The sequence below is a fragment of the Novosphingobium fluoreni genome, from assembly GCF_014196615.1.
In the GTDB taxonomy this organism is placed as follows: Bacteria; Pseudomonadota; Alphaproteobacteria; order Sphingomonadales; family Sphingomonadaceae; genus Novosphingobium; species Novosphingobium fluoreni.
The window spans coordinates 14337-38778 of record NZ_JACIDY010000004.1; the positions used below are offsets into that span (position 1 = coordinate 14337).

A 24442-nucleotide genomic window follows, 5' to 3' on the forward strand; every position below is an offset into this window, starting at 1 on the left:
AACATGGCGAGCACCGCACCCTCCAGCGCTTATGGGACAATCTGGCGCTGGCATTTCTATGCCGGCCTGTTCGTCCTGCCGTTCATCCTGATCCTCTCCGTCACCGGCGCGATCTATTTGTTCAAGCCGCAAATAGACCGCTGGGAGGAGCGTGCGTATCAAGGTCAGCCGACGGCGGGCGCCGTGTCGGCCGATCGACAGCTGGCACCCGCGCTCGCCGCCAGCCCGGGGATGCGGTTCAATTATTATCGTCTGCCGGAGCGGCCCGGCGACGCTGCGATGATCCACATGATCGCCCCCGATGGCGCGCAGCATGACATCTTCGTTTCGCCACAGGGCAAGGTGCTAGGCAGCCGTGATCCCACCGCCAAGATTTCGGAGACGGTCGCGCGCGTCCACGGGTCGCTGCTGATCGGCACGTGGGGCGACTGGCTGGTCGAACTGGCGGCGAGCTGGACGATCGTCATGATCCTGACTGGCCTCTATCTCTGGTGGCCGCGGCCGTTCCGGCTCGCCGGCACGCTGTGGCCGCGTCTGTCGCTCAAGGGGCGGCCGCTCCTCAAGGACGTTCACCGCGTTACCGGCTTCTGGATTGCAGGGTTGGTGCTGGTGATGCTGGCGAGCGGTCTCCCTTGGGCCGGTGCCTGGGGCGGCGCGTTCAAATGGGCGCGGACCGAGCTTGGCCTGGTCAAGGGACCGCAGGACTGGAAGATCGGGGCTGATGGCGGCCACGCCGGACATCATCCGGACATGCCGATGGCGATGCCATCGATCAGCCCGGCGGCCGAACTACCCCTGTCAATTTTCGTTGCAAAGGCACAGCAAGAACACCTCGCTTTTCCTGCGCTGGTGATGCCGCCGCACGCGCCGCAACGCTTCGGTCCGCCGACAGGTGACGAGTGGACCGCCAAGTCCGAGGCACAAAACCGCTGGCTCGGACGACAGGTCACCTATGATCCTGCCACTGGTGCTGAGACGGGGCGGCGCGGCTTTGCCGATCAGCATGTGCTCGACCGGATAGTGAACACCGGTGTCGCCTGGCATGAGGGCCAGTTGTTCGGCTGGGTGAACCAGCTGATCGGTGTGCTTACGGCTATCGCGCTGTGCACGATCAGCATTCTCGGCGTGGTTATGTGGCTCAAGCGGAAGCCGCAAGGCGCCATCGCAGCACCAGCAACGGTCGCGGGGGCAGGTAAGCCCTGGATGATCGTGGCGATGTTCGTCCTTGCGCTTTTGTTACCGCTGTTCGGAGCGTCCGTGCTCGTCCTGCTGGCGATCGACCGGATCATCAGCCGCGTCCGCTAGAAATCGGTCCGCCGAACGGTCCCTCCGCGCCGAACGCCACCGCTGCAAATCGCTCGCCGATCAGACGGTGGGTTGCGGTATCGGGATGAAGCCGATCGGGCAGCGGATGATGGTCATGATCCGCTTCCCCATAGAGATGCCGTCCGTCCAGATAATGGAGGTTGGGATCGGCCTCCCGCCGCTGCGCGACGATCGCTTGCAGGACATCGCGGATCACGCTGAGAGTCAGCTTGCCGCTGGCGACATCGCTTTCGCTTCCCGTCGCGCGGAACATGAGCTGGCCGTCCACGAAGTCCGGTGCGCAGGGGCCGGGCGTATGCTCGTGGATGGGGCACAAGATCGGCGACACGATCAGCAGCGGCGTCGTCGGATGACCGTCGCGGATCGTGTCGAGAAAGCCATGTACCGCCGGACCGAAGGCGCGCAGCCGCATCAGGTCCATGTTGACGATGTTGATGCCGAGCTTGAGGCTGACGAGATCGGCGCTCTGGTCCCGGATGGTGCGCGCCAGGAACGGGTCCAGCAGCGCGCTGCCGCCCAGGCCGAGGTTCAGCAGGTCGACGCCGGCGCGGGATGCGGCCACGGCGGGCCAGATGCCGGTGGGATGCGTGGCGTTGGAGCCGTGGCTGATCGAGCTGCCATGATGCAGCCAGAGCCGTTGTCCGGAAGGCGGCGCGGGTTCGACCGGCGCATTGCTGTGGAGCGCGACAAGCTCGGTCATCTCGTCATGCGGCAGCCATATTTCCATGGTCTTGTTGCCGTCCGGCAAATCCGTGAAGCGCAACCGACCGGGCTCTCCCGGCTCCATGGCGGCGGCGAGCCTGGCATCAGCCGACCACTGCGCCAGATCGATGCGCAGCACCTTGCCTCCCGCGATGCTGCCTTGACCGGCGACAATGCCGTCGATCGTCAGATCGTAGATGCCGTCAGGGCGCGGCGGCATCCCGACATAGACGCGCTTCATCGGCAGCGCTTCCAGCTCGATGACCGTGGCCGCCGTGCGGACACACAGGCGCACGCCCGATGGCTGTTGCTCGACCACCGCCAGCTGCTCGTCTGCGCATTGCGCCCGGGCCCATGCAGGCAAGCGGTGCGGCAGAATGCCCAATGGGGTCTGCTCCAGTTCGATCCAGCCCTGCAGCATCGCGGCGGTGATCGGCGTACTGTGCCAGTCAGATGCGGTCATGCGGGCGACGCCTTGGGCCAATGGGGTTTCAAATTGGCGGCCAGCAACCGGTCGAGCGCGCGATCCGACAAGAGCCGCGTCAGCTTGACGACCAGCCCCACGCCGCGACCGACCGTATAGCGGGTGCGGGGACGAGCGGCGGTGATCGCTTCCAAAATCGTCCGGGCCGCCTCGTCCGGTGTGGCGCCGCCCGCAGCCGATGCCTCGGCCTGCGCGACGACCGCCTGCATGAGGGCGCTGTAGCGAGTCCGCTGGGTGGGCGTCATCGCCGCGACAATCTTCTCACCACGGGCGGCAACTTGCCCCAGCATCTCTGTCGTCACCGCGCCGGGTTCGATCACCACGACCCTGACGCCGTGCGCGGCGACTTCCCGGCGCAGCGAGTCGCTGATCGCTTCCATCGCGAACTTGGTGGCAGCGTATGGGCCGTAGGTCGCCATGGCCGCCTTGCCGCCCACCGACGAGATGTTGACGATCGTACCCCGGCCTTCGATCAGCGCCGGCAACAGAGCCTGCGTCATCGCGACATGGCCGAACAGGTTGACCTCGAACAGCCGACGCCAATCCGATAGCGGGTAGGTCTCCATCGGCGCGTTGACCGCCATCCCGGCGTTGTTCACCAGCGCGCGCAGGGAACGCCGCTCTGGATCGTCACGAATCCTGTCCGCCAACGCCGCGATCGCCGTTTCATCGGTGATGTCCAGCATGACTGGCTCGATACGATCGTTCCGAAGCGCATCGGCATCTTCACGGCGACGGACGCCCGCAAGGACATGGAAGCCCCGCTTCGCCAGCAGCCGCGCCGTCGCTCCGCCGATGCCGCCCGACGCGCCCGTCACGACGGCAAGGCGGTCAGCCGATTTTCCACCATGGGCCACAACCATTCTCCGTTCGCGTCAGTGGATCGCGCGCCACAGGGCGTCGAAGCCGATTTCGGCATGCTTGTCCGCGGCCTCGGGTTCGACGGCGATGCTGTCGATCGTCGCATCGACCATGGCCAGGACCATCTTGGCGAGGAACGCGGGCGACGCATCACGCATCGCACCCTTGGCGCGACATCGATCGAGCAGCGCCTCGACCTCCGCATAGGGCTTCGCGGCGAGCGCGCGCGTCTCGTCCGTCACGTCCTTCGACACGCTGACCTGAGCGAGCGCCAGTCGTTCCAAGGGCCGCTCCCTGGCCCAGCCCAGCATCGCGTACCAGACAAGCCGCAACTGCTCGCGCGCGCCATTTTCAACCGGGACGTTTGCACCCGGAACGTCAACAGTCGTCATCGTCGCCATGCGCGCTTTCAGCTCCAGGTAGAGCTGGTTCAACAGCGCCGCCTTGGTCTCAAAATAGGTAAACAGCGCACCGTTGGAAACACCCGCCGCCTTTCCGATCGTCGCGGTGGACGCGCCGATGCCCTGTTCGGCGATCACGCGGATCGCCGCCGTCATGATGTCGTTGCGTTTGGTGTCACTCTTGGGCCGAGCCATGACCGCTACCTATAAAAGAGTGATCAGTCTGTCAATATTGGCGGAAGCACTTGACTGCTCAACGCCTTGAAATGACAAATGGACATCGCGGCGAACGGGCGGTCCTCAGGCCATCATCGGCGTCCTTTACCCTACGCCCGGTACGCCACAGATGCCGTCATGTGGATGACATTACCATCCCCGACGCCCAAACCCGATCGGATATCCGCGATGACCCTTCCCATCACTGCCACCTGCCGTTGCGGCGCTGTAGCGATCACGCTGGCCATGGCGCCTAACTGCGGCGCTTCGCGCTCGGGGTGACGTAGCATTGTGCAAAAGGGATCGTACATGGCCACTAGCGGTGAACTGGTTCATGACTTTACGCAGCTTGGCGATCTATCACTGCACTGTGCCGAAGCTTGATGCTCGGCACCCGTCCGGCTTGTGCCAGGCTGGCCGCATATCTATTATGCATGGCGTCACGTCGTTCCTGCCGGAATTGAGGTCGCCATCTTTGTCGCGTGCGGAGGCGAGTTGCTTTTTCCGAGTGTCGGTTGGCTTCGACATCGGCTGCAACAAACTCGCTGTTCTCCGCCACCTGCCGGGACACTTTCGGCTTGGCGGCTCAAGCCCATTCCGAGCATGGTTCGGCGATCTTGATCCCAAGCCCTTCGCTAAGGTCGCGACGGCAACCCTGCGGATGGACTGGCGGTTGTATCGGACGTCAAGTCGATGGCCAGCGGTCTTGCGTAGGACTGCACTGATTTACAATCAGGGTACCAGCCCTACCTCGGCCGGGATGACGATGACTTTGTCATCACGTTCGTAGGAGGGACGAAGTAGCGGCAGCAGAACGACTTGCGGCGTGGAAACTCTATGATCTTTTCGCCAGCTTCGCTTATTTTTTCGAAGCGTTGGACTTTTGAACACAGAGGGCTTGCTGAAAGGGATGCGAGCCGCAAGGCGCGCGTCAGGATGAGCCAGCATCAGGACCGCGCCAGGCCGGCAGAGGCGATGCAAATGCCGAAACGCGGTTCAGGGAGCGCCCCTCAGTAACACGTAAAAAGGTTCGCATCTCGCTTGCTCAGCTTTTTTTCGCAAACACGTTTGGATAGGTCTTTTGAAGTCAATTTAGATCTGCTGATGGTTTCTCTGAAATTATCAAGAATCGGTCATTATCGCATTTGCTACTGGCGAGATCGCAGACGATGGCTGCAACATGACAAGAGACGCCTCGTCTGAAATTAAATGAGCGCCAAGGAGAAGCGTAATGGATTTGACAGATATCTTACCGGGAAAGCTCGGCTTTGGCGCAGCACCGCTCGGCAACCTGTTTCGCGATATCCCCGAGGAAGAGGCTTTGGCAACCGTAGAGGCCGCCTGGAACGACGGCATCCGTTATTATGACAATGCGCCTTTTTACGGTGCCGGTCTTGCCGAGTTGCGGATGGGGGAGGTTCTCGCCGGACGGCCACGCGATCAATATGTAATCAGCACGAAGGTCGGTCGTGTAATCCTCGACGAGTTGGGGGATTTGAGTGTCCGTGACCGAGCGGAAAGGGGCGAAGCATTTGCGCACGGCCGGGCAAATCGGGTGATCAACGATTATGGTTACGACGCAACGTTACGCTCAATAGAAGACAGCCTGAAGCGTTTGCGCACTGATCATATCGAGATCGCGTTTGTCCACGACGTCGCTCAGGATTTGTGGGGCGATCGCTGGCTAGAAAAGTTCGAGGAGGCCCGGACGGGCGCGTTCCGGGCGCTAGACCGGCTCCGTGAAGAGGGTACGATCAAGGCGTGGGGTCTCGGAGTCAACAAAGTAGAGCCGATTGAATTGCTTCTAGAACTCCAAGAGCCGCAGCCCAACGCCTTTTTGCTCGCCGGGCGTTATACACTGCTCGATCACAGCCGGGCCCTCCAGCGATTGATGCCGCTCGCAGCTAAGCGCGGTGTGGGCATTGTGATTGGTGGACCCTACAATTCAGGCGCTCTTGTTGGCGGGCCCAATTTTGAATATGCGCCGGCGAACCCCGAAACTCTCGAAAGGGTCGCAAAGATCAGGGCCATCGCCGATCGTCTCGGCGTGAGCATCAAGGCGGCTGGTCTGCAGTTTTCCCTTGCCAATCCGGCGGTCGTCGCCGTCATTCCTGGTGCTAGTCGACCGAGCCGGATCGCTGAAGACAGAGCGGCGCTCAATGAAGTCATTCCGGCGTCGTTTTGGCAAGAGCTGCGGGATGCGGGGCTGATTGATCTTGCCGCTCCGCTTCCAGGATAAACCTGTCTCGATGCGGTGAGTGTTCCGAAAAACGTGAACACTCACCGCCCTGCCAGTAACAAGCGAATGCGATCCGGCCGCCTGACCACCCTTTTCTAAAAACGCACTCCGGCCCTGATGTAATAGTATCCGCCGTTGAAGCCATAGGGTGCGATTACCAAGGGCGCGTCATACATTTCCACGCCAAGGATGCTTTGCGGTCCTGCCGTGGGAGTGCCGACTGATCCGGGAACGGAGGAGGCGTTTGGCGGCCGCTTGTCGAACAGATTGTTCGCGCCGATCGCCAAGCGCAGGCCAGCGTCGCTTTCGTAGGCCAACTCGAGATCGGTGATCGCGGCCTTTGTCACAGTCGCTCGATAAAATGGTGCTGTCCCCGAAGGTGACGCAAGCGTGCTGGATTTGCCATAGACTGTCTCACGGACGTTCAGCGAAATTGGACCATGAGTGACTAGCGCGCCCAAAACGGCTTTGAAACGGGGTGACGCAGTTTCAAGATTGCTCTGCGCGGTAGGTCCGAACAAGTTATCACCCAATCGGTTGTGCGTAATTGTGGTACGATTGTAATTAGCAGCAAGTGACCAGTCTATTCGTGCATTTGGCAACTCGGTTGCGTAATTGACGGATAGTTCCACGCCTCGTGTGCGTGTGTCTACGCCGTTGGTGAAGGCACTTACGCCAACGAAGGCGGCGGCAGGGTCGATCACGGTGCCTTGCGCCGTGATCGCATCCAGCACGGTCTGGTTGATAACGAAGGTGCCAAATCGGCCGAGAACTAATCCGGACGCGGCGATGCGCTTCTTTATTCTGATCTGGTAGGCATCCAGCGTGATCGTGAGCTTTGGCAACCCGCGCCAGACGAGGCCGCCTGAGAAGTTTGTCGATTTCTCGGGCGTCAAAGGTGAAAAGCCAGTTAACGCCGCCGCGGCTGAATTGGCCGGTAGCTGGACAATCGCATAGGCGGGCGACACGTTAGTGGCTGAGTAAAAGGACTCGGCCAGTGTCGGTGCACGAAACCCGGTGCTGGCAGTGCCGCGCAACCCGAACGCGGGTGACACATCGTATCGCGTGCTGATCTTGCCAATTGTCGTATTGCCGACGTCGCTGTAGTGTTCGAACCGTCCCGCAAGGTCGACCGTCCACCCGGTCAACGGCTGTGTGGCAGCGTCGATATAGCCTGACCAGGCATGACGGCGGCGGACTGCGGCATCGGTCGGCTGGAACCCGGGATAGGCCTGGCCTCCCTCCTTGTACCGCGAAGCCTCGTCACCGGACCGAATTTCGTAAACATCGCGCCGATACTCGCCACCAAAAGCAATTGTCAGGGGCGCGGCCAGGCCCACGTCCACTGTACGCCGCAAATCGAGATTGCCGGTGAACTGAGACGCGAGGAACGCGCCGTCGTAGAAATCGCGGGGTGTGAACCCGGTGTCGGTATAAAGCGAGGCGTTGGCGGAATCGAGAGTGCTGATCTTCGCCTTGTCACGTCCGTAGGTGGCCGATAGATCCCAGTTCCAGCCCGCCAGCGCACCGCGCAGCCCGCCAGTCCCACTGAAATCCTCTTCTTGCAAACCGATCTTGGGAACAAAGCCGTTGGGAAAGGGGAACACGGTGATGCCGTTGGCGGTGCGGCTTACGCGATTGGGGAGACGGTACTGCTGGCGCGATCGCGCCAGGCGGCGGCCGTAGGTGCCAAATGCATAGGCTTCTACGCTGCCGAAATCGTAACCGGCGTTGATAGTGGCGGTAGTAAGCGACAAGCGCGCGTCACCCAGCAACGGGTTCAGTCTGGGAAAACCTGGAATGTTCGCCCACGCCGCCGGTACGCCGGGGAGCAGCGTTCCATCTGGATTGGAAACGCGCCGGTCAGCCCCGCCGCGCTGGCTGTAATCGTGAAATCGATGCAATGCGGTGACGTCTAGAAAGCCGTTTCCACCAAGCGGCAAAGCCAGTCGAGTTGTACCGGCCAAGGTTTCGCCGTCACCTACACCATATTGGCCCGCGGTGATATTTGCGACACCACCTGCGCGATCCTTTTTGAGTATGATGTTTATGACGCCGGCGATGGCATCAGAACCGTACTGCGCGGCTGCGCCATCCTGCAAGATCTCTATCCGTTCGATCGCTTCCGGCGGAATGAGATCGAGATCGGGAGCAGCGCCGCCTTGGTACGGGCCCGTGGTAACCTGAAGGTTTGCCGTGCCGTGCCGGCGCTTGCCGTTGACCAGAACCAGGACATGATTGGCGCTTAGTCCGCGAAGCCTGGCCGAAGTCGTGAGATTGCCGCTATCGCCGCCCAAAGCCTGTGAGGTGAAGGATGGTGCCAATTGCGATAGAACTTGGGTAAGGTCAGGCTGGCCCACATGGGCGAGCGCAGTTGTGTCCAGAACTTGCACAGGCGCGGCGCTATCAGCAGCGCGAATCCCCGTTTGCCGCGTTCCAGTGACGATGATATCCTCCGGAGCGTCTGCACCGGCGGTGGCGTCGTCGCCAGCGGCAGCCAGCCGCGCCTGCGCCGTGAACGGAACCATTTGGACCAGCGCAATTGCCGCACCGCCCACAAGAAATCCTGCTTTCAAGTCTATTTATCCCTGTTGATCCGCACGTATCTGTTATGCCCAGCCAAACAATCGGCAATATTCATTTCAGATCACGCATTTTGAAAATCTATCAGATAATTTCATTAGATTATGATTGGAATCAATATCACCACCAATATTCTCGGCGATTCGAGAGAAAATTCATATTGTCCTATATAAAACAATAGGAAAAATACTAATACAGCTCGAAAGAGAGTAGCATCTGGTGAAAACGCGATTTGCACTGACGCAGTGGCAGATCTTGAGCGATGAACGCGATCAATATTTTCTGAACCTTGATACAGGAATTTTAAATTGTCTACTCAGCAGGTAGACAGATAGGATCTTCCGCAAGTAACGGGCGTGTACGCTACGCCCAGTGGAGGCCATATGCCTACAGATCCCTATCGCCTGAGCCTTCTGGACAAGGCGTTTGTTCCGGAGGGCGCGGACGCTCCCGATGCCCTGGCTAGTACGGTTGCACTCGCGCAGTTGGCTGAAGAACTGGGCTTTCACCGTTATTGGTTTGCCGAACATCGTGGCATGGCGATGGCGGGCAGCACCGCGCCAGAGGCTTTGGTAGCGTTCGTGTTGGCACGAACGAGCCGTATCCGCGTCGGCTCAGGCGGGGTGATGTTACAGCACTATGCGCCTTTCAAGGTGGCTGAGACTTTCCGGCTGCTGGCGGCGCTGGCACCCGGAAGGGTCGATCTGGGCGTTGGCCGCGCACCTGGCGGCATGCCGCAGGCGACACGCGCCTTGCGTGCCAATCAGGAAGGCGCGCGCCCGGATGCCTTCGCCGACAAGCTTGATGAGTTGGAGGCCTTTGTTGTTGGCAACTTGCCTGAAGATCATCGCTGGGCAGGTGCCCTGGCCGCGCCCGAGCCGGTGACGCCGCCCGCACGCATTCTGTTGGGCGCCAGCTTGGAAAGCGCTGAAACCGCGGCCCACCTGGGTTGGGACTATTGCTATGCCGGCCATTTCGATGGCGATCCTGATCGCATGGCCAGGGTTTTCGGCAGATTCGCTGATCTCACAGGCAGGCGACCGCTACTGGCCCTAGTCGCTTTTGCTGACAGCAGCGAAGAGCGGGCGCGCTCGCTCGCCAAGCCTCTCCGGCTCTATCGGGTCAGATTGGCCAACGGACAGTCGGTTAACCTGCCGGATCTGGCTGCCGCCGCGGAGTTCGCACGCCAGTCCGGTGCCACGGAATATACGGCCGATCCGATTGCGCCCGATGTTCTAGCAGGTACGGGCGAGCAAATCCGCGATGCGCTGGACGATCTGCATGATCGTTTGGGAGTGGAAGAATTCATCATCGACATTCCCGTCGCCGATCATGCGCAGCGGCGCGGGGCGATGGAAACCCTTGCCCGGGCGATGCAGGCCGACCGTGCAATTGCCCGCGTGGCCGCCTGATCGACTCCCTCATCCCTTTCCCTGAGGAAATTCCATGTCTGAGACGCCCATAACCTTTGGCCTTATGCTAAATGGCCCCGGTACGCACATGAACGCCTGGCGCCATCCGTCGGGCCCGGCCGACGGTAGCGTCAATCTGCCGTTTTTAATCGACCAGGTGCGCACGGCCGAAGCGGCGGGAATTGCCTTCGCTTTTGTGGCCGATGGTCTCTATATCACGGAAAAGTCCGTCCCGCACTTTCTCAACCGTTTCGAGCCAATCACACTGTTGTCCGCGCTGGCCACGGTCACCAGCAAGATTGGTCTCGCCGGCACGCTTTCAACATCTTACAGCGATCCCTTCACCGTAGCGCGGCAATTCGCGTCTCTGGACCTTATAAGCGGTGGTCGCGCGGGTTGGAATGTGGTGACATCGCCACTCGAAGGGTCGGGGCGAAACTATAGCCGCGCCCATCCCGATCATGCGCTGCGCTATGAAATCGCGGATGAATATCTGACCGTCACGCAAGGATTGTGGGATTCGTGGGACGACGATGTCTTCGTGCGCGATCGAGAGCGCGGCGTCTTTTTCGATCGCAACCGCTTTCGTCGCCTTTCGCACAAGGGTCGCTTTTTCCAGGTTGAAGGGCCGCTGAATATTGGCCGGTCACCGCAGGGCCAGCCCGTGATCTTTCAGGCTGGCTCATCCGAGGCAGGAATAGGCCTCGCCGGCAAGTTCGCCGATGCCGTGTTTACCGGCCCGGCTAATTTCGAAGACGCCGTCCGATTTCGCGCGCAAATTCGCGCTAGCGCGGTGGTACATGGGCGATCGGCAAATTCGGTGAAGATCTTTCCCGGAATCTCTATCGTCACCGGCGCTACCGACGAGGAAGCGGAAGCCAAGCATGCCAGGATCGCAGAACTGCTGACCATCGAGGAAGCGCTGGACTACCTTGGCCGGTTTTTCGATCACCACGATTTCAGCGTCTATTCGCTGGACGCGACTTTCCCAGACCTTGGGGATATCGGGGCGAATAGCTTTCGTTCGGCCACCGATCATATCAAAGCAGACGCGCTCGAAAACGGCCGGACTTTGCGAGAGGTGGCTCTCAAAGTCGCGACACCACGCCCCGACTTTCTGGGCAGTGGTGAAAAAGTGGCCGATGAATTGGTGCGCTGGATAGATGGCGGCGCGGCGGATGGGTTCATCCTTGGCTTTGCGGCGGCGCAAGAGGGGTTGGACGATTTCGCCCGGTACGTGGTGCCCGCCCTGGAAGCGCGCGGCCGCTACGACCGTGTGTTGCAAGGTACCACCCTGCGTGACCACCTCGGCCTACCCTACAAACCCGTCGCGCGCGTAGCCGAAGCTACCGAGAGACGCTCCGCATGAGCAAAGTGCTCGACAGACACGAATTGCGCGGCACGATCGCCGGTTTCGTCGACGATGCGATCGCGATCCGGCAGGACCTGCATCGCCACCCTGAACTGTCCTGGGATGAACACAGAACCTCGTCGCGCGTGGCGGAATTGCTTGCCGAATGGGGTTTTCATGTAACCACCGGCGTGGGCGGCACCGGAGTGGTCGGCACGCTTCGCCGAGGTCAGGGCACGCGGGCGATCGGAATACGCGCCGACATGGACGCGCTTCCGATCCAGGAAGCGTCCGACCTCGATTTCGCCAGTGTTCACAAAGGGCGGATGCACGCATGCGGGCATGACGGTCATACCGCCATCCTCCTCGTAGCCGCTCGATACCTGGCTGAAAGCGAGCACTTCTCCGGAACGGTCAACTTGATCTTTCAGCCTGCCGAAGAGCTGGGTCAGGGTGCTCGTCGGATGATCGAGGACGGCTTGTTCGAACGCTTCCCTTGTGACGCCGTTTACGCTCTACACAACTGGCCCGGCGTCCCGGAAGGCAAGCTGGGTTTCGTAGACGGCCCGGCGATGGCGGCGGTCGACTGGCTGGCGATCCGGGTTATCGGCAAGGGCGGCCACGGCGCGGCACCGCATGAGGCGGTGGATCCAGTGGTGGTGGCGGCACATCTCATCACCGCGTTACAAACCGTGGTCTCCCGTAGCGTCGCCCCGCTGGACAGCGCCGTCGTCACTGTGGGGGCAATCCACGGCGGGGATGCCGCCAACGTCATCCCTGCCGCCGTAGAGATGAAATTAACGCTGCGTTCCTTTCGTGAGGAGGTGCGTGACGCAATCCGGGGGCGCGTGATCGATCTGGCTCATCGCATCGCCGCCAGCTTCGGTGCGACGGCCGAGGTCGATGTTAAGCCCGGTTTCCCCAGTGTCATAAACCATCCCGCCGAAACCGCTTTCGCGCGCGATGTTGCGCGCGATCTTTTGGGTGAAGATTGCATCATTTCCAATCTTGCACCGCGCACAGCCAGCGAAGACTTCGCCTATATGCTACAGGCGCGCCCCGGCAGCTTCCTGTTTGTTGGAACGGGTGACGGCGAACCGCTTCATAGCCCCAGATACCGCTTCAACGATGCGGTAATCGCTCCGGCCGCCGCATTCTGGGCGCGCTTGGTGGAAACCTATCTGACGGATAACCCTGAGAGGGCATCGGCATGACCATCATCCCGACCACGACCCAGCTTCATGACGATTGGATCGTCACGTCATCCCCCATGGATCCCCGTGCCCGTCCTTTGCTTGAGGCATTGATCGGGGAGTACAGCGCGCGTTACGGCGATCTTGCAGAATTCGGCCAGGACGCCGCGCGAGAGGAAGTCTATGGCCGCTATGCTTCCGATCGCTTTTTGCCGCCACACGGAAACTTCCTGCTGATCGTCCGTAATGGTGAGGCGATTGCGGGCGGCGGGTTCATGCCGCATGAGGAGACCGACACCGCCGAACTGAAACGCATCTGGACTGCCGCGCATCTGCGCCGCCAGGGATTGGCACGGCGAATTGTGTTTGCCCTAGAAGATGCGGCGATCCGCCAAGGGTATCGCCGGATATTTCTCACCACTGGCTTTCGTCAGCCGGAGGCCAGCGCGTTATACAAACGCCTCGGTTATACGCCCTTGTACGATCCAAAAGCCGACCCCGCGGTGCTAATGACGCTACCCTTCGCAAAGGCGATCGGAGACAACGCGGCGGTGTTGGCATGAACGCCATCACCCTGGATACGTCGACTTCCCGTCTCGCCGAACACAAGGCCCAAATTCAACCCCAACGCCGTGTTGTTCCTGCACGTTATCCGGCACGCACGTTCGGCACGGTGGTTGCCGCCGGCACTCTATTGATGATCGCCGCTTCGGTACTAGGAAATCCAAAATGGGGTTGGCCGGTCTTTGCCCAGTGGTTCTTTGCAGAGCCGGTTATCGTTAGCCTCGGCCAGACGCTTTTGCTAACCGCGCTTGGCACCCTGTTCGGATCGCTGCTAGGCACTACGATCGCGCTTGCCCGGGTTTCAGGCTCCCCTTTGCTGGCCTGGCTTGCTTGGGGCTATGTCTGGTTGTTCCGCTCCATCCCGCTCATCGTCCTGCTGCTGCTGCTCAATAACCTGGGATACCTCTACGCTACAATCAGCCTCGGCGTGCCCCTTACTGATTTTCGGTTCGGTTCTTGGTCTACCGCCGCGCTGATCAGTCCCTTCGTGGCTGCGGTGATCGGCCTAACGCTGAACCAGGCTGCGTTTTCGTCCGAGATCATTCGTGGCGGCATCCTGGGGGTGGACAACGGCCAGAGGGAAGCGGCTGCCGCTCTGGGCCTGCCGCGCCGCCGCCAGATCTTCGGTATCGTGCTGCCACAGGCGATGCGCAGCATTCTTCCCGCCGGGTTCAACGAAATCATCAACCTCGCCAAAGGCACGTCGGTCGTCTACATCCTCGCGCTGCCGGAGTTGTTCTACACCGTGCAGGTGATCTACCGCCGTAATCTTGAGGTGGTGCCGCTGCTGATGGTGGCGACGGTCTGGTATCTCATTATCCTAACAGTTCTGTCTGTGATCCAGCGCCGGATCGAGCGGCGCTTTTCGCGCGGCGTGGCGGGATCGCAGGGGGCAGGCAGTTTCGTCAGGTCTGCAAGGATTAGCTTGCGCCGTATTGACTCGTCCGCTTCAATCACCCGCATGCCCGTCCGCGGGCATACTCTCGTTCGCGGCGACACCGGATCATTCCACAGGCCTGTCAAAGGCGGTACCGTAGTGATCGAGGGCGCGGTGAAGCGGTTCGGCGATCTTGAAGTGCTCAAAGGCGTCTCGCTGACGATTCCCTCTGGAAGCGTCACCGTCATCATCGGTCAATCTGGATCGGGTAAATCCACCCTACTACGAACAATAAACCATCTGGAACCCTTGAATGCTGGGCTGATTTCGATCGATGGCAAACTCATTGGCTACCGCGAAGACGCAAATATTTTGCACGAGTTGAAGGAAGCCGAAGTGCTTCGCCGACGAGTGGATGTTGGCATGGTCTTTCAAAGCTTCAATCTGTTTCCGCACATGACCGTTTTGGAAAATATTGTGGAGGCCCCTGTCCATGTTCGTGGTCGGCCACGGGCGGAGGCCGAGGCGGATGCACGCGTGCTCCTGACCCGGGTCGGCTTGTCAGACAAGGTAGACGCTTATCCACGTCAGCTTTCGGGTGGCCAGCAGCAGCGCGTTGCGATCGCCCGGGCACTGGCGTTGCGGCCCAAAGTTCTGCTTTTCGATGAGCCAACGTCCGCATTGGATCCTGAACTTGTCGGCGAGGTGTTGGGCGTAATCCGCGAATTGGCAAGTTCAGGCACGACTCTAATCATCGTGACGCATGAAATGGGCTTCGCGCGCGAGGTGGCTGATACGGTTGTATTCATGGATCAGGGCCGGATCGTGGAGCGAGGTACGCCGGAACAGGTCTTTTCCCGACCCGTTCATCCTCGAACCGCCGAATTTCTCTCGAAGGTACTGTAAGTGAGGGCGCTTCTGGCTACGGCACTTTCGTGCATGGCTCTTTTGGGCGCCTGCGCGCCGCCAAAGGAAAAAGCCGGCGCCGAAGCGTTACCCTTCATCCGCACCGCGCCAGTATCTGCGGCCGCCGCACTAGTGCCTCGCGCCTACAGCTTCAAGACGCCCGGCACTTTGACGATCGGCATGACGGTCGGCGCGCTTCCGATCGCGGACTATACGCCGGACGGGCAGGGGTACGTGGGGCTCGATCCCAATTTCGCACAACTTATCGCTGAGTCATTAGGGTTGAAGCTCAAGATCCTACCGATTGCGTGGCCAGATTGGCCGCTCGGGCTTACCTCCGGTAAATACGACGCGGTCATGGCGAACGTCACCGTGACGGAGGAACGCAAGGACAAATTTGATTTTTCAACGTATCGCGATGACAAGCTGGGTATCTATACTCGCAGCGATGGGCCGATCCTGCGCGTCGACGGCCCGCAGGACGTCGCCGGGCGACGTGTCGCTTTGACAGCCGGAACGAACCAATCTCAGATTCTCGATCGATGGAATGCGCGCAACATCGCGGCAGGCTTGAAGCCGGTCGAACCGCTTTACTACGACGATCCTGGCGTAATGCGCTTGGCGGTTCTTTCGGGGCGGGCAGACCTGTCGTTTGGACCGAACTTCCTGGCTGCATATGAAGCGCGAGATGGTCGAACGAGGTCGGTCGGTACGGTCGCGGGCGGTTGGCCGTTGACGGCCTTTATAGCGGTCACGACGCGAAAAGCGTCAGGACTTGCCCCTGCGATCACCGCCGCCATCAACGCTCAGATCGACAATGGCAACTATATCAAACTATTGCGCCGCTGGAACATGGCGGACGAGCGGATACCGCGATCGGCGACGAACCCCGCCGGGCTGCCACGTCAATAGGCATCACTTTGACCCGAAACTGGCAATCGAGCGCAGTGGTCTCCATCACAACCGAACGGCCACGACGCTCAACTAACTTAATCCGGCCTCGACGAGAGGTTTTTGTAGGGCGTAGCTAATTCACTATGCTGGCTGCCAGGAGCGGCGCGGGAGCGAAGCCAACCAACACCGCCACGATGCGGGGGGCGCTAAGCTTCCGCCGATCCAATTTCCAGCGCGCCGATCTATATCCCTACGCTCGTTTCTATGTCGGTGATGTACGCTGGCCGAATCCGACGCCGCGTCTCATTAAGCAGCTTCTGCAGATAGGCTCTGGCCGATGCCCGAGATCCCGCTGCAAATCCTCGTCTATCGCCAACCTACATTGAAGCGGGCCTCCTACGGATCATCCAATACTTCGTAGAAAAATCTACAATTCATAACTCCGGCGAAAAATACCAGGATGAAACGTGGAAAAATAGAAATGCGACCATTTAAAATTAGAGATCAATTTTCAAACATGTCGATAGACCTGGAACCCGGGGTGGTTCGGTATCCAAGGGGCTTCGAGTAAGCCTCCTGACCGCGTGTCTGGCAGAGCAGATATGAGGCATTCTAAATTTATCTGAATAATCCTCATTGGCCACACCTCGATCGATAAAATACGGCTGCAACTCAACTCAGGGGGTAGAGATATGCAGAACCGGGCTTTCCGGACCTTTCTATGCGTAAGTGTCGCTTGCAGCAGCATGGCTATCGTTCCTTTGTCACGGGCAGCTACTGACGAGGAGGCGCCGACTGGCGACATTGTCGTGACCGGTCTGCGCGGTGGCCCCGCGCGGACAGTGGCGGAAAGCCCCGCGCCGATCGACGTTGTGGGCGGAGACAAGCTTGGCGGCACGGGAGCTGCCGAGTTCGGCGACGCTTTGACGAAGTTGCTACCCGCGCTGAACTTCGGCGCAACGAATGCGGGTGTCTTCTCGATCGTAAGGCCGGTGACGAACCGTGGCCTCAGTCCTGCATATACGCTGGTGCTGATGAACGGAAAGCGGCGGCATAACAGCGCTTTCCTGACAAATTCTCCACAGGATTCCAGCGGGGTAAATGCGGTCGATCTCGATCTGATTCCCGCTAGCGCCATCGCTCGGATCGAAGTGCTGAAGGATTCCGCTGCGGCCCAGTACGGAACCGATGCTATCGCCGGCGTCATCAACATCCAGTTGAACAAGTCGGAAGGGTTCGACGCCAGTTACCGCTATGGACGCCAGTTTGTCGGCAATGGCGACCGCGATAGCTGGCAGGGGCAGATCGGCTACGGTGCGAAGCTGGGCGACCGTGGGTTCATCCGCCTCAGCGCCGATGTGCGCAAGCGTGGCGGTAACTGGTGGAACCTGCCTGCCACCGACACCAATATCTACGGGCGTCCGGCCAATCGGTCGATCGCACAAGTGGCAACGACGGCCGGTCTTACCGCTGCGCAAGTGCAGGCGAACAGTGAGGCGGCAAGCGCACGCAACGCCGCCTGGAACAGGGACGGGGCGCACAACGGCGATCCGGAAGTGAAGGCCTTCAACCTGGCATACAATGCCGAATTGGAAGTGACCGAGCAGGTCACGCTGTACTCCTTTGCCACTTATGGTGAGCGTGACGCCCAAATCAGCAACAATTTTCGCCGCCCGAATGGTTTGGCGAACTTCACCGCGCTTTTCCCGGATGGGTATTACCCCCTGAACAATATCGCCGAGAAGGACTTGCAGTTCTTGTTCGGCGGCCGGGGTGAGTTTGGCGGCTGGCATGCCGACTTGTCCAGCAGTTATGGCCAGAACCGCAGTCGGCAATATTCCAAGCTATCGATCCGGCCCGCGCTGGGACCCAACGGACCGACATCGTGGCCAAATCTGGCGAATTTCGAATTCAGCCAATGGACTCACAACCTGGATGTTACGCGTGAATTCGAGATTGGGCTGGCGCGGCCGCTGCAATTGTCTTTCGGCGCGGAATACAGGCTGGATCGCTTCCGCACGCTGCCGGGCGACCCGCTGGCCTACAGCCCGGCCAGTTACATCTTCAAACCGGGCGACCAACAGTACGATTGGAATGTCGGGCTGGCAGCGGCGCCGGTCGTGCAGGCGGCTATCGTCCTTTCCCCGGCGGACCGGGCGGACGCGCAACGGCGGGTCTATGCCGGCTATGTCGATCTTGGCATATATCCTGTGGACGCATGGTACATCGGTGCGGCGGTGCGGGCCGAGCATTACAGCGACGGATCGGGCAGCCCGGTCGGGTTGAAGTTGAATTCGCGTTTCGAGGTTAGCCCCGCCTTCGCCATACGTGGCACCGTGGGCACAGGGTTTCGTGCGCCTTCATTGACGCAATCCGCCTATGCACAGACGGACGGGCGCACCGCCCTGGTCTTCAATCCCGCCACGGGCCGGACAGAGGTGACCGCTACTGTCGCCAAGCTTGTCACGCCGGACTCTGCTCTGGGAGCTTTGCTGGGGGCAAAGCCGCTTAAGTCTGAGAGAAGCTGGAACGCGGGCGCCGGGTTCGTCATCACGCCAGGATCGAATATCAGCATCACGGCGGATGGTTACTATATAAAGATCAAGAACCGGATTGAACGATCGGGCCGCTTGTTCGGATCAGGCATTACCGCCATCCTCAACGCCAACGGCCTTAACGGTGTCGAGCAAGCCGAATACTTCTTCAACGCGGTTGACACGTCCACACGCGGTGTCGACGTGGTTGCAGATTGGTCGCACACCGGCGGGCTGGGTAAAGTGAATTTGAATGCGGCGTTCAACTACAACAAGACCAGGATTGACAAGCTACCGGCCACGCCGACCCAGTTACTAGGGCCGAACGGTACTTCCCTGCTGGGCGTGGGGTCGGTTTTCTTCGGTGGCGATCGAATTGGTGAGTTGGAGGTAATTAATCCACGCATCAAGCTTGTGCTGAATGGTTCCTGGGCACGGGGGATCTTGGGATTATCCCTCACCACGACGCGCTACGGTAAGTATACGCAGCGCACAGCGGCGGGGGACGATCGGGCATTCGGCGCGAAGTGGATCACAGATGTCAATGCATCGTTGGCGGTGACCAGCTTCGCCACTTTGCAGTTCGGTGCGACGAATGTCTTCAACGTCAGGCCCGAAACCAACGGACCCGGCAGCCCCCAGACGGGCCAAGGATATTACGGACCATCACCTTTCAACCCCAACGGTGGATACTATTATGGCCGCGTCGCCGTCAGCTTCTGATCGTCGATCGTTCCTGGGAGGGGCACTGGGGCTGGGCGTGCTGCCGTGGCTGGGTGCATGTGGCCGTGGGGATCGCGGCGCGCTGGTCATGGGCGATCAGGTGCATCTGGTGGAAAGCCGGATGAAGGCGGCGGGCCAGCTTGATGATCTTCCATACCGCATCACCTGGGCGAATTTCCCAGGAGCCGCGCCTTTGCTGGAAGCGTTGAACGCCGGCGCGGTAGATACCGCTCCCGCGGGCGACCTGCCGGTAATCCTGGCGGCGGCCGCCGGCTGTCGGCTCAAGATCGCGGCGGTAACGCGGATGTCGGATCAGGCGATGGCGATCGTGGTGCCGCGCGGGTCCACTATCCAGTCTGTGGCTGACCTGGCAGGCAAATCCGTAATCGTCTCCAGCGCGCGGGGCAGCATATCCCATTACCTGCTGCTGGAAGCACTCAACGAGGCGCGCATTCCGATCTCCTCGGTGCGCATTGGGTTCATGCTGCCGAACGAGGCTGCGTCCGCGTTCGCCACCGGGCAGATTGACGCTTGGGCGACGTTCGGGACATATCAAGTTCGCGCCGAGGCTGAAGGCGCCCGTATCCTACGGGACGGTGCAGGGATCGGACCGGGCTATTCGACGATAGTGGTATCTGAGGCGGCGATAGCCGACCAAGCGAAGCGCACCGCGATCCGCGACTATCTGGAGCGGTTGCGGCGCGCGTCGTTGTGGAGCCAGCAGCAGCCTGACGCCTATGCCAGGCTTTATTCCGCCCAGACCGGGATGGATATCGCTGTCGCCAAAGCGTGGGTGGCGCGCGAGAGACCGGCCTTCACGGCGCCCGATGCGACTTTCGTGGCGGCGTTGCAGCGAGCCTCCGATCGCTTCTACCGCCCGTACCGGGTTTTACCTCGCAACGTCAATGTCGAGGCACTGATCGCACCCGGGCTGATCGGCACCTAAGACCTTTGTTCGCCTCGTTCTGAAAATCCTCATGGCGCCATCGAAACGGAATGATGAGCATGAAAGATCAAGCACGACCGAAGGCGATGGCCGGGCAGCCCACGTGGAGCCGCCGCGCGGTGATCGCGAGCGGGGCCGCCATCGCGGCGCTTTCCGCCAGCGGTTGCGCGCGGCAGTTCGCCATGCCGCTGCGGGTGGCGATCACAGGCAAAGGGGCAAGCGATACCCGCCTGCTCCTTAAGGCGGCGGGGCTGGCGCCGGACTTTCCAGTTCAATACTCAGAATTTCAATCCGGGCACCTCGTTATTGAGGCTTTGAACAGCGATGCGTTAGATTTTGGAGGCAGCAGCGAGATTCCGCCGGTCTTCTCCGCCGCCTCTACCGTCCAAAGCTTTCTCCAGGTGGGGGTCCTGCATGGTGACGTGAACAATCAGGCCGTGCTGGTTCCCAAAGGCTCCGCCATCCGCGATCTGCGAGACCTGAAAGGCAAGCGGGTAGGTTATGTCCGCGCCACGACATCGCAATACTTCCTGATCGAGATGCTACGTTCCGTCGGGCTGTCGTGGTCGGATATTGAGCCGGTGGCGCTGACGGTGTCGGACGGTGTCGCCGCATTCTCGCAAGGTGCTTTGGATGCCTGGGCGATCTACGGCTACGTGATCCAGCGTGCCGTCGCGACGCAAGGAGCCACGGTGCTCCGGACAGCGCTGGGATTTCTCTCGGGGAACTATCCCGTGCTGGCGCATCGCAACGCTCTGGCAAATAGGGAAAAGGCGGCGCACGTGCTGACCTACATGCGGTTGGTGAGCGAAGGCTACGCCTGGGCTCGGGACCATCAAGATAAGTGGGCCAACCTGGTAGCAGCAGAGATCGGCGTTCCGGTCTCTTACGTGCAGGACCAGCTTCGCGAGGAGAGCGCGCTATTTCAGCTCCAACCAGTGACGATAGAAGCGATCCGCTCGCAACAAGTGGTTGCAGATGTATTTACCCGAGCCGGTCTGATTCCAAATCATGTCGACATGACCCGGTTGTGGGACATGCGGTTCAATGCCGACATCATGAAAGGCTGATCATGGCGACCCAATCTTTTGCAGGCGTCACGAACGCGCTGGATGATACCGCTCTCGAACAACTGACCAAGCATTTGGCAAGAACGGCGGAACATTACGACAGGGCCGGCGAATTTCCCCAGGCGGCGTTCGACATCCTGGCACGGCAAGGGCTGGTCGGGCTAACTGTCTCTCGCGATCTGGGCGGACAGGGGGCCGGCTATGTCGATACCTTGCGCGTGCTGGGCGCGGTGGCGAAGGGCGATCCTTCCGCCGCCTTGATCCTGTTCATGACCTACGCATTCCACGCGGGGGAGGCCAAAGGCGGTCGCTGGCCGGCCGCAGTTCACAAAAAACTGGCGCTTGAGGCGTTGGCCGGTCGCGGTTTGATCGGGACATTTCGGGTCGAGCCTGAGTTGGGAACCCCTGTCCGCGGCGGGTTGCCCAAAACAACCGCGCGCCAAACGGCAGATGGCTGGCGGATCGTCGGGGAGAAGATCTATTCCACCGGATCGACTGGACTGGACTGGTTCGCGGTGTGGGCGCGTACCAACGAGGCGGAACCTCGCGTCGGCCTGTTCCTGATCGACTCTTCCAGTCCAGGCATAACGATCGTGCCCGAATGGGATCACTTGGGCATGCGTGCGACCGTCAGCCACAGGGTCGTGTTCGACGATACACTGGCCCCGACATCGGCGGCGGTCGATGTACGACGGCCGGAGGAATGGGTGCTCCCCACCGGTCAGGCGAATGGGCCGGTTCTGTGGAATGCGCTGGCGATCGCGGCCATCTACGATGGTGTGGCCCGGGCTGCGCGAGACTGGTTGGCGGGCTACCTGAATGATCGTGCACCCGCTAATCTCGGGGCACCGCTGGCAACTTTGCCGCGTGTGCAGGAAAAGTTCGGTGAGATCGAGGCGCTGCTGCAGGTCAACCGGACGTTGATCTTCAGCGCGGCGCAGGCGGCGGATCGTGGCGAGCTTCCGTCCGCAGACAGCGCCAACGTCGTCAAGCACGTCATCACCACAAATGCGATCCAGGCTGTAGCCATCGGTCTGGAACTGACAGGTAATCCCGGGATCAGCCGGAACCATCCGCTGGAGCGCCACTACCGCGACGTGTTATGCAGTCGTATCCACTCGCCACAGGCCGATACCATCCTGATCGGCGCGGGGCGGGCCGGGCTTTCGCGATGAGCCTGGCCGTGGCGAGCCAGCTCGGCCCGGAATTCGATGCGGAACTGGCCGCGCTTCCGTTTGATCCCAAGATTGTCTCTGTGAATGGTGACGAACCGTGGCGGGTGGCTGATGAAGCCGACGTGCTTGTCGTACGTCCATCGCCGCAATGGCAGGCCATGCGCGGAAAGCCGGTACCCTCTGGCTGGCCAGGTCGTTTGCGTTGGGTATTCTCCGCCTCCACCGGGATCGACACCTATCCTGCCTGGCTGCTGGATGCGCCACTGGTAACCTGTGGGCGAGGCACAGCGTCTGACGAAATCGCGGATTACGTGATGGCGGCAATATATCAGCGATCGAAGAACCTCGATGCTGTGACAGTGCGTTCCGCCGCCGAATGGCGCGTTCAGTCCCTGGGGGGCGTGATGGGGTCCACTGTCGGGATTCTGGGCATGGGCGCGATCGGACAGGCCGTGGCCAGTCGAGCGCTGGCCTCGGGAATGCGGGTCGTCGGCGTGCGAAGACGCGATACAGGCGCGGCCATCCCCGGCGGCGTCGAGTTGTTGACCGGATTTGCCGCGGTGGTAGAGCGGGCGGATCACATCGTGATCGCCTTGCCTTCCACGCCTCAGACCCTTCGAATAGTCAATGCCGCATTGCTGGCCCGGGCAAAGCCGGACGCACACCTTATCAATGTGGCGCGCGGTGCGATCGTCGACCAAAAAGCATTGGTGGACGCGCTGGACGCGCAGCGCCTGGGCTTCGCGACGCTAGATGTCACCGATCCGGAGCCGCTGCCCGAAGGCGATCCACTTTACACGCATGCCAAAGTTCGTCTGACCCCGCACATCTCGGCGCATTCCGAGGCCGTGCGCGATCGATTGCTGGAAAAGCTCAAACGCGATCTCTGCCTCTTCGCCAAGGGAGAGCAACCCGGCGACGTGGTGGATTCTGTCAGCAGGTACTGACGATGGTTGTATAAGGGGCTCTCAATACGAAAACAGAAAAGCTCGATTGTTGCCCTGCAGAATAGTCCGCAAGCTTGATCGCCGACATCAGCTGATGCGGCCTTCAGGAGACATTTGCCATGGCCACGGCTTTTAAGATCAATCCCGGCGCGGTCACGGAAGCGGAGTGGAAAGTACGCATCGATCTGGCCGCGTTTTATCGCGTCGCCGCGCTCTACAACTTTGATGACTTCATTTATACGCACATCTCTGCCCGTGTCCCGGGCCCTGATGCTCATTTCCTCATCAATCCCTTTGGTCTGGCTTTCGAGGAAATCACGGCATCCAGCCTGGTCAAGATCGACCTCGACGGCAACATCCTTTCGGATAGCGAGTATGGCATCAACTATGCCGGCTTCGTAATCCATTCCGCGATCCACGCCGCGCGGGATGACGCGCACTATGTCGCGCATTTTCACACGGCTGATGGAATGGGCACATCAGCGCATAAAGAGGGCCTATTGCCGATCAGCCAACGCTCTTTGGCGATAATACCGAGGCTGTCCTACCACGATTACGAAGGCGTGGCCCTCAATCTCGATGAACGCGAACGTCTGGTTCGCGATCTGGGGGACACCAAGCTGATGCTGCTGCGCAATCACGGGACGCTAGCCCTCGGCAGCAGTCCTGGCGAAGCTTGGAGCGGGATTTATCAGTTGGAGACCGCCTGTTCCGTTCAGGTGGCGGCCTTGGCGGGTGGACGTGATCATGTGCTGATCGCGCCGCCAGCGGCGCAGGCGGAGATGCGGCGGCAATTGCAACAACGCCGGTCCACCACGCTCGCCAAGCAGGGGGGCAAACCGCACGAGCAACTGGTGTGGGAAGCGGTGTTGCGGAAGGTGGAGCGCGAGCTTCCAGGCTTCGATACCTGATTGTGCTAATGCCAGAGCGACGCAGAAAGATCGCCGATCTGACAAGTACTTCCCTGGTCTATCCCGGGGCATCCTAACGCGTGCCGAACGGTCAGGGATGCCCAATCTGGACCGGGCCGATCCGCGA

18 protein-coding genes are annotated in these 24442 nt (G+C 60.6%); 14 read left to right on the forward strand and 4 right to left on the reverse strand.

Annotated features, from left to right (window positions below):
* Positions 1–3: 3 nt before the first annotated feature.
* Positions 4–1305 carry a PepSY-associated TM helix domain-containing protein gene (locus GGR39_RS09305; RefSeq protein WP_183616890.1) on the forward strand — a complete coding sequence of 434 codons (1302 nt, stop codon included), beginning with the start codon at positions 4–6 and terminating at the stop codon, positions 1303–1305.
* On the opposite strand, the gene GGR39_RS09310 is transcribed toward GGR39_RS09305, so the two are convergent.
* The 3 genes from GGR39_RS09310 to GGR39_RS09320 are packed head-to-tail and all read right to left on the reverse strand — an operon-like array spanning position 1289 to position 3969.
* On the reverse strand, positions 1289–2491 hold the full coding sequence (locus tag GGR39_RS09310) for an SGNH/GDSL hydrolase family protein (RefSeq protein ID WP_183616891.1): 1203 nt from the start codon (positions 2489–2491) through the stop codon (positions 1289–1291). The genes GGR39_RS09305 and GGR39_RS09310 overlap by 17 nt on opposite strands.
* A complete protein-coding gene (locus GGR39_RS09315; protein WP_221226056.1) occupies positions 2488–3369 on the reverse strand; it encodes an SDR family NAD(P)-dependent oxidoreductase in 882 nt (293 codons plus the stop codon). Before GGR39_RS09315 ends, GGR39_RS09310 begins: the two co-directional genes overlap by 4 nt.
* An 18-nt stretch (positions 3370–3387) precedes the next feature.
* A complete protein-coding gene (locus GGR39_RS09320; RefSeq protein ID WP_183616893.1) occupies positions 3388–3969 on the reverse strand; it encodes a TetR/AcrR family transcriptional regulator in 582 nt (193 codons plus the stop codon).
* Positions 3970–5221: 1252 nt separating this feature from the next.
* Between GGR39_RS09320 and GGR39_RS09325 the strand changes: the two genes are divergently transcribed.
* A complete protein-coding gene (locus GGR39_RS09325) occupies positions 5222–6229 on the forward strand; it encodes an aldo/keto reductase (protein ID WP_183616894.1) in 1008 nt (335 codons plus the stop codon).
* A 95-nt stretch (positions 6230–6324) separates the two neighbouring features.
* On the opposite strand, the gene GGR39_RS09330 is transcribed toward GGR39_RS09325, so the two are convergent.
* Complete coding sequence (locus GGR39_RS09330) at positions 6325–8805, reverse strand: TonB-dependent receptor plug domain-containing protein (RefSeq protein WP_246388592.1); 2481 nt, start codon at positions 8803–8805, stop codon at positions 6325–6327.
* Positions 8806–9195: 390 nt separating this feature from the next.
* Between GGR39_RS09330 and GGR39_RS09335 the strand changes: the two genes are divergently transcribed.
* The 12 genes from GGR39_RS09335 to GGR39_RS09390 all read left to right on the forward strand — a co-directional run bounded on the left by GGR39_RS09335 (position 9196) and on the right by GGR39_RS09390 (position 24315).
* Complete coding sequence (locus GGR39_RS09335) at positions 9196–10224, forward strand: MsnO8 family LLM class oxidoreductase (RefSeq protein WP_183616895.1); 1029 nt, start codon at positions 9196–9198, stop codon at positions 10222–10224.
* Positions 10225–10258: 34 nt separating this feature from the next.
* Complete coding sequence (locus GGR39_RS09340; RefSeq protein ID WP_183616896.1) at positions 10259–11593, forward strand: LLM class flavin-dependent oxidoreductase; 1335 nt, start codon at positions 10259–10261, stop codon at positions 11591–11593.
* Positions 11590–12789, forward strand: coding sequence for a M20 aminoacylase family protein (locus tag GGR39_RS09345; protein WP_183616897.1), 1200 nt, complete (start codon positions 11590–11592; stop codon positions 12787–12789). Before GGR39_RS09340 ends, GGR39_RS09345 begins: the two co-directional genes overlap by 4 nt.
* Complete coding sequence (locus GGR39_RS09350; RefSeq protein WP_183616898.1) at positions 12786–13331, forward strand: GNAT family N-acetyltransferase; 546 nt, start codon at positions 12786–12788, stop codon at positions 13329–13331. The genes GGR39_RS09345 and GGR39_RS09350 overlap by 4 nt, the downstream gene beginning before the upstream one ends.
* Positions 13328–15115: an amino acid ABC transporter permease/ATP-binding protein gene (locus GGR39_RS17535; protein ID WP_183616899.1), complete on the forward strand. Its 1788-nt coding sequence runs from the start codon at positions 13328–13330 to the stop codon at positions 15113–15115. The genes GGR39_RS09350 and GGR39_RS17535 overlap by 4 nt, the downstream gene beginning before the upstream one ends.
* A gap of 180 nt (positions 15116–15295) precedes the next feature.
* The gene (locus GGR39_RS09360; RefSeq protein ID WP_246388613.1) at positions 15296–16027 is read left to right on the forward strand and encodes a transporter substrate-binding domain-containing protein; all 732 of its coding nucleotides are present in this window, start codon (positions 15296–15298) and stop codon (positions 16025–16027) included.
* A 728-nt stretch (positions 16028–16755) separates the two neighbouring features.
* Positions 16756–19266, forward strand: a complete 2511-nt coding sequence (locus tag GGR39_RS09365; RefSeq protein WP_183616901.1) for a TonB-dependent receptor plug domain-containing protein — start codon at positions 16756–16758, stop codon at positions 19264–19266.
* On the forward strand, positions 19241–20212 hold the full coding sequence (locus GGR39_RS09370) for an ABC transporter substrate-binding protein (protein ID WP_183616902.1): 972 nt from the start codon (positions 19241–19243) through the stop codon (positions 20210–20212). The genes GGR39_RS09365 and GGR39_RS09370 overlap by 26 nt, the downstream gene beginning before the upstream one ends.
* Before the next feature lie 59 nt (positions 20213–20271).
* Positions 20272–21282 carry an ABC transporter substrate-binding protein gene (locus tag GGR39_RS09375; RefSeq protein WP_246388594.1) on the forward strand — a complete coding sequence of 337 codons (1011 nt, stop codon included), beginning with the start codon at positions 20272–20274 and terminating at the stop codon, positions 21280–21282.
* A gap of 2 nt (positions 21283–21284) precedes the next feature.
* On the forward strand, positions 21285–22457 hold the full coding sequence (locus tag GGR39_RS09380; protein WP_183616903.1) for an acyl-CoA dehydrogenase family protein: 1173 nt from the start codon (positions 21285–21287) through the stop codon (positions 22455–22457).
* Positions 22454–23404: an NAD(P)-dependent oxidoreductase gene (locus GGR39_RS09385; RefSeq protein WP_183616904.1), complete on the forward strand. Its 951-nt coding sequence runs from the start codon at positions 22454–22456 to the stop codon at positions 23402–23404. Before GGR39_RS09380 ends, GGR39_RS09385 begins: the two co-directional genes overlap by 4 nt.
* Before the next feature lie 119 nt (positions 23405–23523).
* Positions 23524–24315, forward strand: a complete 792-nt coding sequence (locus tag GGR39_RS09390) for a class II aldolase/adducin family protein (RefSeq protein ID WP_183616905.1) — start codon at positions 23524–23526, stop codon at positions 24313–24315.
* Positions 24316–24442: the final 127 nt, after the last annotated feature.

Coding starts and splice junctions, on each gene's coding strand:
- GGR39_RS09370 (WP_183616902.1), top strand. CDS start 19,241: ATGGCCGCGTCGCCGTCAGCTTCTGATCGTCGATCGTTCCTGGGAGGG.
- GGR39_RS09335 (WP_183616895.1), top strand. CDS start 9,196: ATGCCTACAGATCCCTATCGCCTGAGCCTTCTGGACAAGGCGTTTGTT.
- GGR39_RS09345 (WP_183616897.1), top strand. CDS start 11,590: ATGAGCAAAGTGCTCGACAGACACGAATTGCGCGGCACGATCGCCGGT.
- GGR39_RS09365 (WP_183616901.1), top strand. CDS start 16,756: ATGGCTATCGTTCCTTTGTCACGGGCAGCTACTGACGAGGAGGCGCCG.
- GGR39_RS09305 (WP_183616890.1), top strand. CDS start 4: ATGGCGAGCACCGCACCCTCCAGCGCTTATGGGACAATCTGGCGCTGG.
- GGR39_RS09385 (WP_183616904.1), top strand. CDS start 22,454: ATGAGCCTGGCCGTGGCGAGCCAGCTCGGCCCGGAATTCGATGCGGAA.
- GGR39_RS09340 (WP_183616896.1), top strand. CDS start 10,259: ATGTCTGAGACGCCCATAACCTTTGGCCTTATGCTAAATGGCCCCGGT.
- GGR39_RS09375 (WP_246388594.1), top strand. CDS start 20,272: ATGAAAGATCAAGCACGACCGAAGGCGATGGCCGGGCAGCCCACGTGG.
- GGR39_RS09350 (WP_183616898.1), top strand. CDS start 12,786: ATGACCATCATCCCGACCACGACCCAGCTTCATGACGATTGGATCGTC.
- GGR39_RS17535 (WP_183616899.1), top strand. CDS start 13,328: ATGAACGCCATCACCCTGGATACGTCGACTTCCCGTCTCGCCGAACAC.
- GGR39_RS09390 (WP_183616905.1), top strand. CDS start 23,524: ATGGCCACGGCTTTTAAGATCAATCCCGGCGCGGTCACGGAAGCGGAG.
- GGR39_RS09380 (WP_183616903.1), top strand. CDS start 21,285: ATGGCGACCCAATCTTTTGCAGGCGTCACGAACGCGCTGGATGATACC.
- GGR39_RS09360 (WP_246388613.1), top strand. CDS start 15,296: ATGACGGTCGGCGCGCTTCCGATCGCGGACTATACGCCGGACGGGCAG.
- GGR39_RS09310 (WP_183616891.1), bottom strand. CDS start 2,491: ATGACCGCATCTGACTGGCACAGTACGCCGATCACCGCCGCGATGCTG.
- GGR39_RS09325 (WP_183616894.1), top strand. CDS start 5,222: ATGGATTTGACAGATATCTTACCGGGAAAGCTCGGCTTTGGCGCAGCA.
- GGR39_RS09320 (WP_183616893.1), bottom strand. CDS start 3,969: ATGGCTCGGCCCAAGAGTGACACCAAACGCAACGACATCATGACGGCG.